The following is a 16,061-nucleotide window of genomic DNA, read 5'->3' as shown; positions in this document are numbered from 1 at the left end:
ATTATGCACTTGTAATTCTACCTTTTTCTAGACCTAGTAAATCTACGATAAGCAAAAGATCTTTTTCATTATACCTTTGATCTATAGGTATAAAAAGCACGTTCTCTGTAAATTCATATTCTAAAGTTCCTGAAGACGTCCAATCCTTAACATTCTCCCAATATGTAGATGTAAACACTTTATTATTTATTAAAACTTTTTTCAATTCAGATCCGTTTGAAATCCAAAATGGATACACCATGGGAACCGAGGTATTTTCTAGATTAAATGTTAAATTATTAAACTCTTTTAAAATATTATGTATCGTCTTAAAGTTAGTTCGCCGTTTATAAGCTACATCATCATAGTCAATACTTTTTAACATCCTTTTTGTTAACTCGGACATTCTTTTTATAGGCTGATTCTTTAATTTATTGTCATTTTCCTGAAAGAACTTATAATACTCTTCAGCCCCTTTCTCTATCCTCCCTAAAAGATGTTGAACTCTGTGCATGGATATATCTTGTTTGATATTCAGATTTAGCTTCTTATCAGTAAAAAGATAAGCACCATCTGCCAACCCGAAAAATTTTCGAGGAGAGTAAAAAGTATCTATATTTGGTAAAGGGATAGAATAAAACGCTTGTGAATTGTCCACTATTAGATTATCAACCTCTTTACTTAACTTTAAAACTTGTTTATCACAAATTCCGAAATAATTTGTATAGACAAAGACATCTGTTTTTCCTAGCTGAGTAAAATCAAATATTGGTGTAAACTTTTCATTTATAGAATAAAACTCAATTTCTATGTTTAATTTCTCAATTGGTTCTAGCATTACCTCGCATGTATAATACGGTAAATAGACTTTTTTATATTCCTTTGCTCTAAGGATATATTCAAAAGCATTTCGCCCAGAATTAAGACAAATCGCATTACTATGATACTCTTTATTATTTGAAAGTTCTAATTCAAAATATCCACCTATAGCTTTCATTTTACTCGATTAATTAACCACTACTTCAATATAATTTGTATAATCAGAAACTATCGATTCCAATGTAATAGGATTATCAAACTTTAAAACCAAAGTTCCAATAGCCTCGTTTGCACCGGTAAAAGCATTTACGACCTCACCTTTTTTAATCCACAAATCCAATTCAACAACATTCTCCTGTATGCGCTTATCAATAATAACTTCATGAAACAATCCTGCTTTATTACTATACAAAATTATTTCAGCCCAATTACCATTATATTTTGGCTGCTCAATAACCGATATAGGTTCCCCTAAAGCTGCCTGGATCGAACAAGTAATCAAATCTACCCCCGTAGCATACTCTATCATTTCAGCCAATCTATTCCCTCCACCTCTAGGTGAAATTTCCATTATGTAAGCCTTGTTATTTGTGGTCTCTCTAACTTCAACATTATATATAGAAGTCCTCATTTTCAACAAACTTACTAATCGTTGAAGTTCTCTTTTGAGTTCCTCTTGATTTTTAGAAGAAATAGATGAAGGCCAACTATATGCCGAAGGGGTGTATGGGTTTGGCGAATTTTTATCAAACCTTTGGTTTGAAAAAGATATAAACCTAAACTCACCATCTATGGAGAAACAATCAGTATCCGATGAATATGACTTACATTCTAAAAAATCTTCTATTATAAATGTATTAGAAGGTGAGTTTGAAAGCGCATGTTCGATTGCCTCATCCAATTCCTCTTTTCTTTCTACCTTTGAAACACCTTTGCTACCTGCAGAGTCTACTGGTTTGACAATAACAGGCAAATCAAATTCGTCAAATGATACTAATGCTTCATCCTTTATTTTATAACTTCTTGATTTAGGTACGTTAAAGCCATGTTTCTCTAGGAATTCTCTAAACAACCCTTTATTTTGAAGAATCCTTATTGACTCATACGGCCCTGAACTTGGTAAATTCAATTTTTCACAAACGTAGGCTGCAGTAGTTACTCCGGGATCAACAGCAAAAGACAAAATCCCATCAATTTTAAGTGAACTAGCTAATTGCAATACAGCTTCTTTATCTGTAACACTCACGTTATGGTACTCATCCGAGTACTTATGTGCAATATTACTTGGCAAATAGTCACAAGTAATAACATAATACCCTAAGGCTTTCGCTTTTTGTATTACCGGTACTAAATATCTAAGACCTCCTAGTAGTAACAATTTTTTCATTTTCTAAAAAAGATTTTAAAGGAAACCTAACCCTAATTAATCAGTACATTTTAACATTAAACTACATATCATATCTATCTCTGCAATAGTTAAATCTACATACAAAGGAAGACATAAAACTCGTTTAGAAACATCATCGGTAATATTTAGCGACTTATTCGGAAGGTATGGAAGAGAAGTTGCTAGTGAAGGGTAAAAGTATCGCCTAACAAATATTTCTCTTTTTTTGAGAAAATCAGAGCACTTTAAAAGCAAGGCTTCTGATTCTAAAACAATAGGATAATATGCATAATTTTGCAAAGTTTGATGATACCATTGAGGCTTCCTCGACTTAAACTCGGCTAAATTAGCATCATATCTTGCTGATAATTCTCCTCTTTTTTGAATAATACCTTCTATATAAGGCAAATTTGCGAGCCCCATTGCCGCATGAAACTCCGAGTTCTTCCCATTTATACCCAACTCACTGAAAGATTCAGGTCCGGCAAAACCAAAATTTCGCATAGACTTGAGTTTTGAATATAATTTTTGATCTTTGGTGATGATTAATCCACCCTCTGTGGAGTGATAAAGTTTTGTAGCGTGTAGGCTACAAATACTAATATCCCCATATTCAAAAATCGATCTATCATTTATCTCCACCCCAAATGCGTGGGCACCATCATATATCACCTTTAACTTGTGCTTTTTTGCAATTTCTTCAATCGCTACTACATCGCAAGGATTACCATAGACATGGGTTGCTAATATGGCCGTTGTTTTTTCAGTAATGGCTTCTTCTATTTTCTTAGGATCGATGTTTAAAGAATTTTCATCAATATCAACAAAAACAGGAGTACAACCTTCCCAAACAATACTACTGGTGGTAGCTATGAATGAAAATGGTGTAGTAATAATCTCACCACCTAAATTCAAGGCTTTAATCGCCATTTGTAAGGCAATTGTTCCATTGGTTACATAGAGTAAGTTTTCTAACTTTAAAAAATTAGAAAGCTTATCCTCTAGTTGAACAGACAACGGACCCATATTGGTGAGCCATTGTGTATCCCAAACTGTTGAAATATACTCTAGGTATTCCTCTTTCGGAGGTAAAAAGGGCTTAGTAACAGGAATCATTGGTTTCTTGTTTTGTAAAGTGACACAGCTTCATGTAATGGACTTTTTTTATTTACATAGTTGATACAAATATAAAGTAACGCACCGAAGATAGATGCTAAAACAACTTGTAATTCCAGTTGTTCTTTAGGTAAAAGAACTGTTAAGCTATACATCGCTAACGCTGTTAAAATAGTGGTTATAAATATTTGACCAAGATCTTTTAACTGTACGAATACAGGGTAGTTTATTAATCGACTTGAATAAAACATATTAATGCCTAATGAGGCAAATGATGTAAATACACTTGACCACACTAATCCTAAAACTCCAAATTGAAATGCGACTATTATAGAGACTGTTATAATACTTTTTTTGATAATCTCTAATTTTAAAAACAAATCACTTCTACCATAAACTTTCAATATATTAAGGTTAAATGCATGGATGGGATAAAGCATCATCGCTAAACTAAGTATCTGGAAAAACACAACTGCAGGCAACCATTCTTGTCCTAAAACCAATAAAAAGAGTGGCTTAGCAACTGCCGCAGTTCCTAACATTAAAGGCGCAATTACGAAAAATGAAACTCTAATCAGCTTTTTGTAAGAAGTCTCAAGCCGTTTTGAATCATCTTGAATTTTTGAAAGCATAGGATAACTTACTTTACTAAGCACATTCGTCAACGTGGAAGATGGATATTCTCCAAATTGTTTTGCTCGCTCGTAAAACCCCAAAGTTTGGGCAGAGAAATACTTCCCAATTAATATGTTGTAACTATTTTTAAAGATAGTATCTATCAAAGCAGACAGAAGTAATTTGTAACCAAAATTGTAGTGGTAAATAAACTTTTCTTTTGAAAAAAGAAGCTTTGGTTTCCAACTAGAAAATAACCAAAGTAACGCCGCTTTTACAAGTTGAGTACTAAGATACATCCAAACTATACTCCAAACCCCATAACCATTGTATCCCAAATACAGACCAATAGACACACCGATTATTGTACTTGGTGTATTGACCTTGGTTATTGTTTTAAATTCCATATCTCTTGTAAAAATTGCCAATTGAACAGCTGAAAAAGCGAGCACAATAAAAAGTAAGGAATAAACTCTAATAATATCGATAAGAACTTTCTGATCAAAAAAATGTGCAATTCCAGGTGCTGAAAAGTATATAATGGTATAGACTGAGCAACTCATCACAATATTCACATAAAACACCGTTGAATAATCACCTTGATCAGGATCCTTTGTTCTAATTAGAGAGTTAGTTAAACCGCTATCAGTCAATGTAGTTCCAATTGCAATAAAAACTGCGATCATTCCTACTAAACCAAAATCCTTTGGTCCTAACCATCTCGCCAACAAAACCATTGCTAAGAATGTTAATCCACGTACTAGAAACGTATCAACGAAAGTCCAGAATACACCTGAGAATGTTTGTTTTTTTAGCGACATTTATTTAAGCGTAATTTTTTTTATGTAGTCAAAGTAGTCACCCTTCATTCCTTTTAGGTTTTCTTCTACGCTTTCTTTAGTTATCCATTTGTAATTTAATGCTATCTCTTCTAAACAAGCAATTTTTAACCCTGTTCGTTTCTCTACTGCTTTTACAAACTCCGTGGCCTCTGTTAAAGCTTCATGAGTTCCAGTATCCAACCATGCGAATCCTCTACTTAAAATTTGCATTTTTAAATTTTCTTGGTGAAGATAGCTTTGGTTTACAGTCGTAATTTCTAATTCTCCTCGATCTGATGGTTTTACATCTTTTGCTATTTCTATTACAGAGTTTGGATAAAAATACAAACCTACAACAGCGTAGTTTGATTTTGGCTGCTTTGGTTTCTCTTCTAAACTGATTACATTTCTGTTCTCATCAAATTCTGCAACGCCATATCTTTCAGGATCATTTACATAATTACCAAAAACAACTGCTTTTTGTTCTTGTTTTACAGTTTGAACAGAGTCACTAAGTAATTTTTGTAAACCAGCACCATAGAAAATATTGTCACCTAAAACGAGACAAACATCTTCCTGTCCAATAAACTCTTCTCCTAGAATAAAAGCTTGTGCTAAACCATCAGGACTCGGTTGAACTTTGTAACTTAATTGAACCCCAAATTGACTACCATCACCTAATAATTTTTCAAAATTCGGAAGGTCATGTGGTGTCGAAATAATTAATATTTCCCTAATTCCTGCCAACATTAATACTGATAGCGGATAATAGATCATCGGCTTATCATAAATGGGTAAAAGCTGTTTACTTACAGCCATTGTTAAGGGGTGTAGCCTTGTACCTGATCCTCCCGCTAATATAATTCCTTTCATGCTTTTAGGTTTTATAGTTACAACTCAACTTTTCTCTTTCTTAAAGAAGCTAACCAATCCTCATTCTTCATATACCAATCCAAGGTTTTAGCCAAGCCTTCTTCAAAGGTAACTGATGGTTTCCAACCAAAATCCTTATTAATTTTAGAGGCATCAATGGCATAGCGTAAATCATGACCGGGTCTGTCTTTCACAAAAGTGATTAACTTCTCACTCTCACCAGGTGTACGCTCTAAACACTTATCCATTTGCTTGCACAATTCCTTTATAAGATCAATATTCTGCCATTCATTGAACCCACCGATATTATAAGTCTCCCCATTCGTGGCTTTATCAAACAATAATGATATTGCCCTTGCATGATCAATTACATACAACCAATCCCTCGTGTATTTTCCATCACCATAAACAGGCAGAGACTTATTCTCGATGATATTATTGATGAAAAGAGGGATTAACTTTTCTGGATACTGATTAGGTCCATAATTATTAGAGCAATTACTTATAACATAAGGCAAGCCATAAGTCTCACCGTAGGCCCTTACAAAATGATCAGAACTCGCTTTACTTGCAGAATAGGGTGAATTGGGATCATAAGGAGTAGATTCTGTAAACAAACCTGTTTCTCCTAAAGTTCCATACACTTCATCTGTACTAATGTGATAGAATCTTTTTCCTTCCCAATCATTCTTCCATAAATTCTTAAAGGCATTCAAAAGAACCATTGTACCCATAATATTCGTTCGCGCAAAAGCTAATGGTTCTTTTATTGATCGATCAACATGTGACTCTGCCGCCAAATGAACTACACCTGTAAACTGAAATTTGGCAAACAAATTATTTACAAGTTCTTCATCAGCTATATCTCCTTGAACAAAATGATAATTTGGATGATTTATTACATCGGATAAATTTTCCAAATTACCGGCATAAGTGAGTAAATCTAAATTAACAATATTTGCCTCTGGGTAATCTGTTAGAAATTGACGCACAACGTGACTTCCAATAAATCCAGCCCCTCCAGTAATAAGTATATTTTGCATTTTTTTACTTCTTAATTCAATAACAATTCTATTCTCCTGGGCTCCTCTAACATACCCTCATCCATTTTTGTTGGTTATTTCTTAACTCCACAAAAATCAAGAACAACCTTATCTTCAGAGATATCCATTCCTTTAAATTCATCATGTGCCACCAATAAAGCGATGATGTCTGCTTTTTCCACAGCAGTTTTGTAATCCGTTAATTTGAAAACGTTGTGGTCCTCAATATTTGGCTCTACTACAAAGTACTCCTCATCTTGCGCATCTTGCAAAATCTTTTGCGCGATGTATTTTGCAGGAGACTCTCTTAAATCGTCAATATTTGGTTTGAATGCAAGTCCCATAATCGCAACACTTGGGCGTCTTCCATGTTTTAATTGGAATTCTAACTTGGCCGTTTTCACCTTTTCAGCACACCAGAAAGACTTGTAATTATTTACCTCTCTTGCCGTACCAATAATTTTTGATTCTAAAGGATACTCCGCAGTGATAAAATAAGGATCAACTGCAATACAATGTCCCCCAACACCACATCCAGGTTGTAAGATGTTTACTCTTGGGTGCTTATTGGCTAATTCTATTAATTCCCAAACATTGATACCGGCTTTATCGCAAATCAAAGAAAGTTCATTCGCAAATGCAATTTGCACATCACGTGATGAGTTTTCTGTTAGTTTACACATCTCAGCTGTACGCGCATTGGTTGGATGTAACTCCCCTTTCACGAATTGACTGTAAAAAGCAATGGCCTTCTGTGTTGATTTTTCATCCACTCCACCAATTACTCTATCGTTATATACGAGTTCATGCATCACATTCCCTGGCAATACACGTTCTGGACAATAAGCTATGTTTAACTTATTCTTTAATTCTGGTCTTGACGTATAAATCAAGTCCATCATTTTCTCTGTAGTACCGATAGGCGAGGTAGATTCTATGATGTATAAATCATCCTCTTTCAAGAAAGGAAGAATATTCTTGGTCGCAGCTTCTACAAAGGAAATATCAGGTTCGTGATTTCCTTTAAATGGAGTGGGGACTACGATCAAATAGGTATTTGCTTCAACAGGTTTTGTGTCCGCTTTTAAATATCCTTTCTCAACGGCTGAAGCAACTGCCTCATCCAAACTAGGTTCTACTATATGAATTTTTCCGGCATTGATAGTATCCACCACCTTTTGATTGATATCAACACCGTGAACAGAAATTCCATTTTGGGCTATCAATGCAGAGGTCGGAAGACCTATGTATCCTAAACCTATCGTTACAACTTGACTCATTTCTATATTTTTAAAAACCTTTTTACTTATCTTTAAGTATGAACTCAACAATTCTTTTACACGCCTTTCCGTCTCCATAAGGGTTGTGTAGTGCACTCATTGAATTATACTTTTCCTTATTCTGCAGTAATGCCTCTGCTTCACTGACAATTTTATCTGTATTCGTACCAACTAAAATAACCGTTCCTGCTTCAACAGCTTCTGGTCTTTCCGTTGTATCACGCATAACTAAAACAGGCTTTCCTAAACTTGGTGCCTCTTCTTGTACACCTCCGCTATCGGTAATGATCATGTAGGACTTGTTCATCATCCAAACAAAACTGGGGTATGAAAGTGGAGCCACCAAATGTATATTCTTTACCTCTCCTAATAATGCATTAACCGGCTTAAGAACATTGGGATTTAAGTGAACTGGATAAACAATTTCTACATCTTGATTATTTACAGCTATCTCCTTTAAAGCAGCACATATATTGATAAAACCTTGACCATGATTTTCTCTTCTATGTCCCGTAACCAAAATAATTCGCTTAGAAAAATCGACATCCTTTTTTAGTGCTTTTACTTCATCATTCTCTAAGGTTTCCACACGCTTGGAAGATTCAAACAAAGCATCGATTACCGTATTTCCCGTTACCAAAATTTTTGCTTCTGGAACGTTTTCTTGAATCAAATTTGACTTTGACTTATCTGTTGGTGCAAAATGAAAGGTACTTACCCTTCCTGCGACTTGTCGATTCATTTCTTCTGGAAACGGCGACATCATATTGTGCGTTCTCAATCCTGCCTCTACATGACAGACTTTAGCCCCTGAATAAAAGCCAGCTATGCCCGCTGCCATAGTCGTAGTAGTATCTCCATGTACAAAAACATAGTCAGGTTGAAATTCTTCCAAAATGGGTTTCATCCCACCAATAACTTCACCGGTTAAGTTGTACAAGTTTTGGTTAGGTTTCATCAAGCTTAAGTCATAGTCGGGAGTAATTTCAAAAAAAGCTAATACTTGATCCAACATTTCTTTATGTTGACCAGTAACAGCGACCCTAGTTACTATTTCCTTCGATTTTTGAAACTCCTTAACTAAAGGAGCCATTTTTATTGCCTCTGGTCTCGTACCAAATACAATCAGTGCTTTCTTCGTAGTTTTCAATTTATTGTTTCTCACTTTTGATTTTCCTTGTAAAGTTCCTTACCTAATTCTACGCCCCATTGATCAAAGCAATTCACTTGTTGGAATTGGCTTAAAGCGAACACGACATGCTCATAAAACGCCATTAACTGTCCAAGCGTAAAGGGAGTCAATTCTTCCATACTCAACTTAACATTTGGTCTACCTCCATAGAATTGCCTACACAAAGGTTTTCCTTCTTGTAAACGGCCTTCAAACAATGCTTTTCTCTGTGCTGATAAGTTTTTATTTAACACACCTTGCAAGTTATACTTATCTCTTTTTTTATTTTTCACTTCAATGAAAGTGACAGGAATTACTTGCTTACCTTGATGTAACAATTGGAAGTAACTATGTTGATCATTTGTCCCCACACCTCCAAATATAAGTGGACATGTATACTGAAGTATCTGTTCACCTTCTGATGTATATGCCTTACCAAGGCTTTCCATATAGAGCTGTTGCAAATAATCACTCAATTTACTCAATGACGAATCATAAGCAACGATGGCTTCAGCCTTTGAATCGAAAACTTTCAAATTTACATACTGCCTGTAAGCATATTGAAACACCGAGTTTTCTATGGATAAATTTTCAATAACTTCCTTATCCAATTTCGCAGCACCTTTTCTTAATTCAAGATGAGTTTCTGAACCAAAAATTAAATCCAAAGGCATACCTATTGCTGACCAAATACTAAATCGTCCAGAAATAGAATCCCAAAACCTAAATACTCGCTTTTTTTCCAACCCAAAATCTTGTGCTAAACTTTCATTTGCTGTAATCGCAATGAAATTACTTTGCCATGTGCTTTTACTTCCCTTTAATGTAATTAACTCATCCTTAAAAACCCGAGCCATTGTCATGGTTTCAAGTGTTGTAAATGTTTTCGATGAAATCACAAACAGACATTTGGACAAATCGTAGTCTTTCCTTACTTTGTTTACAAAAAAACTATCCACATTATCAACAACCAAGTAGTCAACACTTGTATCAAAATTTACCTCAAGTGCTTGAGCTACCAAACTAATACCTAAAGTACTCCCACCAACTCCTAAAATAATAACAGCTTCGAATAAACCACTATCGACGTCATTATGAAACTGTTTGATAAAGTCACTTTGTTTGACTTCTACAGCTTTAACTTCTTCAGCAATTGAAAACTTATAATTTTCTTCTAAATCTCTTAAAGCAATATGATCCTCTGATCGATTTTCGCTTAAATTCAACTTGTTGTCTCCAAAAAGGGACTTTATTCCTGTAATAAATTTCTCATCTAATAAAAACTCCTCCAAACTTCTGTCTACTTTTCCATCATTCAATTTTGACAAAGAAAAATCTAACTCAATATCAGCTATACTAACATTTCTATGTTCCGATATAATTTCAGATTTATTAGGCATAGATAAATTCATTAAGTAGGAATGTGATTATAATTTAGCATCAGCAACATCTCCCAATACACTTTTCACGTCGTATACAATGGACACTGCCTTTTTATTTATGGTTAAATCTGTGGATAGAAATTTTTTGTGCGATACTCCTAACACCAAAGCATCATACTTACTATCGGGTTGTTCATTGTAAATCTCCAATCCGTATTCCGCCATCACTTCTTCTTTTTCTGCCCATGGATCAAAGATATCCACTGTTATTCCGTAAGATTCTAATGATTTAATGACATCCACAATTTTTGTATTACGAACATCTGGACAGTTCTCCTTAAAAGTTACTCCCATCATTAAAAGGGTAGAATCTAAAATAGAAATCCCCTTTTTAATCATTTGTTTCACAATTTGAGAGGCTACGTATTCTCCCATGCCATCGTTCATTCTACGTCCTGCTAAAATAATTTCTGGATGGTATCCTTTCTCTTGGGCTTTTTGAGCCAAATAGTAAGGGTCTACGCCTATACAATGTCCGCCAACTAATCCTGGCTTGAAGGGCAGGAAGTTCCATTTTGTAGAAGCTGCGTCTAACACTGCTTGGGTATCTATCTCTAACAGATTAAATATTTTCGCCAATTCATTTACAAAAGCAATGTTGATATCTCGTTGTGAGTTTTCTATCACTTTTGAAGCCTCCGCCACTTTAATGGTAGGTGCTAAATGCGTTCCTGCAATTATTACACTTCTATACAAAGCATCTACTCTTTGTCCTATTTCGGGCGTTGATCCAGAAGTCACTTTTAAGATTTTCTCAACGGTATGTTCTTTATCCCCTGGGTTGATACGCTCTGGTGAGTATCCCGCATAAAAATCTTCATTGAACTTCAAGCCACTTACACGCTCTAATACCGGAACACATTCTTCTTCTGTCACACCCGGGTACACGGTAGATTCATAGATCACTATGTCTCCCTTCGTTAACACCTTACCAACTGTTTCCGATGCTCTATACAAAGGTGTTAAGTCTGGTTTATTGTGTCTATCCACGGGAGTAGGTACGGTAACTATATAAATATTTGCATCCGCAATATCTTCCAATGCAGCGGAATTATACAAACCTATCTCGTTGTTCGGAGCTGATTTCAAAACAGCTTTTAACACGTCGTCCTCTACCTCAAGGGTAAAATCATGTCCGCTGTTTAACTCATCAACTCTATCTTTATTAATATCAAATCCGACAACCGGGTATTTCGTAGCTAGTAACCTCGCCAAAGGAAGACCAACATACCCTAAACCTATTATTGCTATCTTATCTTTACTCATTCTATTATTATAATTCTCCAACCAATTCTCTTATACCATCCCTAATTTTCGTCACGGGTTTATATCCTAAAATTTGATATGCTTTTTCTATACTTGCCTGAGAATGTTTAACATCTCCTAAACGCTCTGTCTCAAATTTCAATTCAAGCTTATCAAAGCCAGCATCTTTGGTCAAAAGTTGTTCTTTGATCATCTCAAACAACTCCAAGAGACTCGTGTTTTGCCCACAAGCCGTATTAAAAACCGTATTCAACACCCTTTCATCTTCCGAAAACAGTGCAAGCTCATTCATCAAAAGAACATTACTCACATGTGTAAAGTCCCGTGATTGTGTTCCATCACCATATACCGTCGGAGAAACACCCTTCTTCATCATCTCGATAAATTTCGGTATTACAGCAGCATACGCACCATTCGGATCTTGGTTCTTTCCAAATACATTAAAGTACCGCAAGCCTACGAGTTGCATTCCATAATTTAATGCGAATACATGGGCATACAATTCATTCACATATTTTGAAACCGCGTAAGGAGACAAGGGCATCCCTATTCTGTCTTCCACTTTTGGCATTTCAGCCAAATCTCCATATGTAGATGAACTCGCAGCGTAGACCATACGTTTCACCTTCTCGTCCCTAGCAGCCACTAAAACGTTTAAAAAGCCATTGACATTGTTGTCATTTGTTCGCAAAGGATTGTCAATAGAACGTGGAACAGAACCAATCGCTGCTTGATGTAAAACATAGGCACAACCCTGTACCGCCTTTTTACATGTTCCTATATCTCTAACATCCCCTTCAACAAACAAAAAACCATCCTGACCTCTTTATTCTTCTATATTAGACAAGCGACCTGTTGACAGGTTATCCAAACAAACAACATCAAAACCCTTACTTAGAAAATATTCACAAAGATTCGAGCCTATAAAACCAGCTCCACCAGTAATTAGTATTTTTTCGTGCATTGAGTTGATTGTTTTTCTCTATAAACGTCGCAAAAATAGTATAATAATTGTCAAATCCATGACTTCATATTCGTTAAGCTTGAGTTAATAATTGAATAGCACCTACCTCGGCGGTCATTAATACTCAATCTGGTGTACTTCGACACTTTTCAGGGGGGGGGTCTCTCTTAAACTAGTTAGGGAAAAACCTAAATTTTACAACTACAATAATCGTCGAATTCCGCTCAAACTTCTGGCACCATACTCAATAACCAAACACAATTATCTCACTATTCCCTTAGTAGAGTTGAAATTTATTTTTATTTTGACTGTAACTAATTTGACAATCACGTCGTAACAGCTAACATAACAGCCCATTGGTAACATTAAATTAATTTCTCTTTTTAGAAGCTGATTTATCAGAAAAGTTATCTTTGTGGCGTTTGAAAAACAATAACTATGAAAAAAATTCTAACTTTTGTAAGCATCCTAAGCTTTGGATCCTTATTCGGCCAACAAATTGACATGAACAAGTGGTCTCTCGGTTTAGAGTACGGATCGCACTTTCCTAATGTAATTCAAGAAAGTCATGGAGGACAAATTTTCCATCACATGGGAGGAAATGTTCGTTACATGTTTAACTCTAAAGTAGGTTTAATGGCCAATCTTGCTTTTGAAACTTATGAGAACACCAACTTAATGCACTCAAGCATACAAGGAGTATTTAATTTAACTGATATCCTAAACCTTGAAACTTTTACAAATCACCTTGGTTTAACCTACCATTTTGGTGGAGGTTGGGGAGCTTCATGGGAAAGAGGAAACTTTGGTTTTGATGATAAATTTCCTAACTTTACCATGGGTCTATCCCCGAGAGTGAAGTTAGGTGAAAGAGTGTCTATGTACTTAGATCTTTCTGCAGTAATGTTTATGTCGAAGCAAACAAATTTCGATTTTGAACCAGGTTATGACAGAAATGGATTCGATGGATACTTCTGGACACAGTCTGTAGGATTAAACGTTTACTTAGGTAAAAAAGATTCTCACGCTGATTGGACACCAACTGGAAATAGAAATGCTGAGTACGAAGCTCGTTTGGACGCGATAGAGCAAGGTATGAAGGATGATGACAACGATGGTGTTGCAAACTACTTAGACCAAGACAACAATACTCCAGAAGGAGCTACAGTTAATACTAAAGGTGAAGAAATCGAAGTAATGGTTGACACTGACGGTGATGGTGTTGCTGATGAGTTTGATGCGTGTCCTGAAACTGCAGGTTTATTCTCTGCTAACGGATGTCCTGATGCTGATGGTGATGGTGTTGCTGATGATAAAGACAACTGTCCAAACGAAGCAGGTGTTGCTTCAGAAGGTGGATGTCCATCTAAAGGCGGTGACTTCGGAGGAATCATGCCAAACATGATGGTTAACTTTGACTTAAACAAAGCTATCTTGAAAGAAGGTGATAAATTGATCTTGAAAAACGTTGCGAAAGTGATGAAAGACAACCCATCTTACAAATTAGTAGTTGACGGTCACACAGATAACTCTGGATCTGAAAAATACAATCAAAACTTATCTAAGCAGAGAGCTGCAGCAGTAATGAACTTCTTAACTACACAAGGTGTTGAGTCAAGCAGAATTACTATGAACGAATACGGTGAAACGCAACCAATCGCTTCTAATGCAACTGCTGAAGGTAGAGCTATTAACAGAAGAGCTGAATTCTCTTTTGCGAAATAATTAATAATAACTTTCAAACAAAAAGAGGCTACCTGATTGGGTTAGCCTCTTTTTTTTATTCAAAAATTCAAGTATTTGATGATTTGAAAGATTTGAGGGGTTGATTTAAAAATTTAAGTGCAAACTTTTGGTTTACTATTTAAAGATTTAAGGACAGTGATGAGCGTGAGAAAAAGCAGCATACAGTGTGAGAAAAAACAGCATACAGTGTGAGTATTGAGCAAGAAGTTTAGGCGTGGTTTAAATTACAAATTCTTCAAATCGCTCAAATTGTTGAATCTACCCTGGCCTTGAAAACATTTTTTATTAAAACAAGAATAAGCGACGGGAAGTGAACCCAGCAAAAACAGCAAAGAGTTTGAGTAGTGAGTATAGAAGAAATTGTGTGATAAAACCTGTTAAAATAAATCATCAAATTCCTCAAATCCATCAAATTTAAATCCTTGAATTATTGAATTGTTGAATCTTTGAATCGTCCAAGTTGGTTCGTTTCTTTTCATCGATGGAAAAGAAATGAACAGAACCCTAGCACGTAGTCAAAAGCAAAAAGCCCCGCGGATTAAACGAGGCTTTATTTTTACATTGGTTAGGTTAGATAGGTTTTAGGTCTGGGCTAGGTTAGGTTGATTAGCTTGTTTCAAAGTTAAGTCATGAAGGAACACTTGTCAACTGTGGATTCTCGCAAGTGGGTGCTTTTGTTTGATGGTTTGACTGTTCGATAGTTAGAGGTTGGAAACAAGGAGATTTAAAAATTTAAGTCTTCACTGCGTGAATTTTTTAAAGATTTAAAAAAAGGAAATACAGTATTAGGATGGAGTATTGGGCAGGAAGTATGAACGAAATAATAATGTTCCTACAAAATGAAGCGGTAGTATTCTATGAAAGTCGTCGTATCTTAAGAGATAGTGGTCTGACTTGCGGAGATGCGTTCCGATGTTAATCGGAAAAGAGCACGTAGCGTAGTCTGAGCCACGGTTTTCAACTTTGATAAAAGTTGGAAAATCTCCTAAGATTCGACTAGATTTTTCTTTGGTTCGTTTCTTTTCATCGATGGAAAAGAAATGAACAGAACCCTAGCACGTAGTCAAAAGCAAAAAGCCCCGCGGATTAAACGAGGCTTTACTTTTACATTGGTTAGGTTAGATAGGTTTTTAGGTCGGGGCTAGGTTAGGTTGATTAGCTTGTTTCAAAGATAGGACATGAAGGAACACTTGTCAACTGTGGATTCTCGCAAGTGGGTGCTGTTGTTTGATGGTTTGAGAGTTTGGGATTAGAACCAGGGAGATTTAAAAATTTAAGTCTTCACTGCGTGAATTTTTTAAGGATTTAAAGAATAACAATGAGCAGAGACAGTTCATAGTGTGAGTATAGAGCAAGAAGTTTAGGCGTGGTTTAAATTACAAATTAATCAAATTTGAATCCTTGAATTGTTGAATTGTTGAATTTAAGTAAGGTGATTAAAATTAAATCCCCACTAGGAACAGTGAGGATTTAGGGGTCGAAATTTATAAGCTAATTTACTTACTTGCTTAAAAGTATTGGAATTTTGACAAAATGCAA

At 35.5% G+C, this 16,061-nt stretch carries 11 protein-coding genes and 1 pseudogene; 1 reads left to right on the top strand and 11 read right to left on the bottom strand.

Annotation, left to right across the window (positions count from 1 at the left end; translation table 11 throughout):
- Nucleotide 1: 1 nt before the first annotated feature.
- From BM327_RS07030 to BM327_RS06980, 11 genes and pseudogenes are all read right to left on the bottom strand, one after another.
- Complete coding sequence (locus tag BM327_RS07030; RefSeq protein ID WP_090247665.1) at nt 2–976, bottom strand: hypothetical protein; 975 nt, start codon at nt 974–976, stop codon at nt 2–4.
- A 9-nt stretch (nt 977–985) separates the two neighbouring features.
- A complete protein-coding gene (locus tag BM327_RS07025) occupies nt 986–2,185 on the bottom strand; it encodes an ATP-grasp domain-containing protein (RefSeq protein WP_090247664.1) in 1,200 nt (399 codons plus the stop codon).
- Nucleotides 2,186–2,221: 36 nt separating this feature from the next.
- Nucleotides 2,222–3,301 (bottom strand): DegT/DnrJ/EryC1/StrS family aminotransferase, encoded by a 1,080-nt coding sequence (locus BM327_RS07020; RefSeq protein ID WP_090247663.1) that lies wholly within the window; start codon nt 3,299–3,301, stop codon nt 2,222–2,224.
- Complete coding sequence (locus tag BM327_RS07015) at nt 3,298–4,737, bottom strand: lipopolysaccharide biosynthesis protein (RefSeq protein ID WP_090247662.1); 1,440 nt, start codon at nt 4,735–4,737, stop codon at nt 3,298–3,300. The genes BM327_RS07020 and BM327_RS07015 overlap by 4 nt, the downstream gene beginning before the upstream one ends.
- Nucleotides 4,738–5,610 (bottom strand): glucose-1-phosphate thymidylyltransferase RfbA, encoded by an 873-nt coding sequence (gene rfbA / locus BM327_RS07010; protein ID WP_090247661.1) that lies wholly within the window; start codon nt 5,608–5,610, stop codon nt 4,738–4,740. It lies immediately after the preceding gene.
- A gap of 17 nt (nt 5,611–5,627) precedes the next feature.
- On the bottom strand, nt 5,628–6,653 hold the full coding sequence (gene rfbB / locus BM327_RS07005) for a dTDP-glucose 4,6-dehydratase (protein ID WP_090247660.1): 1,026 nt from the start codon (nt 6,651–6,653) through the stop codon (nt 5,628–5,630).
- 74 nt (nt 6,654–6,727) lie between these two features.
- Nucleotides 6,728–7,933 carry a UDP-N-acetyl-D-mannosamine dehydrogenase gene (gene wecC, locus BM327_RS07000; RefSeq protein WP_090247659.1) on the bottom strand — a complete coding sequence of 402 codons (1,206 nt, stop codon included), beginning with the start codon at nt 7,931–7,933 and terminating at the stop codon, nt 6,728–6,730.
- Between the two features lie 22 nt (nt 7,934–7,955).
- Nucleotides 7,956–9,083, bottom strand: coding sequence for a non-hydrolyzing UDP-N-acetylglucosamine 2-epimerase (wecB, locus tag BM327_RS06995; protein WP_090248893.1), 1,128 nt, complete (start codon nt 9,081–9,083; stop codon nt 7,956–7,958).
- A gap of 11 nt (nt 9,084–9,094) precedes the next feature.
- Nucleotides 9,095–10,516, bottom strand: a complete 1,422-nt coding sequence (locus BM327_RS06990; RefSeq protein WP_090247658.1) for a hypothetical protein — start codon at nt 10,514–10,516, stop codon at nt 9,095–9,097.
- 15 nt (nt 10,517–10,531) lie between these two features.
- Nucleotides 10,532–11,812 carry a nucleotide sugar dehydrogenase gene (locus BM327_RS06985; protein WP_090247657.1) on the bottom strand — a complete coding sequence of 427 codons (1,281 nt, stop codon included), beginning with the start codon at nt 11,810–11,812 and terminating at the stop codon, nt 10,532–10,534.
- A 7-nt stretch (nt 11,813–11,819) separates the two neighbouring features.
- Nucleotides 11,820–12,776: pseudogene (locus BM327_RS06980) on the bottom strand (SDR family oxidoreductase).
- A 438-nt stretch (nt 12,777–13,214) separates the two neighbouring features.
- On the opposite strand from BM327_RS06980, the gene BM327_RS06975 reads away from it, so the two are divergent.
- On the top strand, nt 13,215–14,501 hold the full coding sequence (locus BM327_RS06975) for an OmpA family protein (protein WP_090247656.1): 1,287 nt from the start codon (nt 13,215–13,217) through the stop codon (nt 14,499–14,501).
- The last annotated feature ends 1,560 nt before the right edge of the window (nt 14,502–16,061 follow it).

Source organism: Lishizhenia tianjinensis (assembly GCF_900116425.1).
Classification (GTDB): domain Bacteria; phylum Bacteroidota; class Bacteroidia; order Flavobacteriales_D; family Crocinitomicaceae; genus Lishizhenia; species Lishizhenia tianjinensis.
The sequence above is the reverse complement of the archived record's forward strand: the minus strand, read 5'-3'. Positions and strand labels throughout refer to the sequence as shown.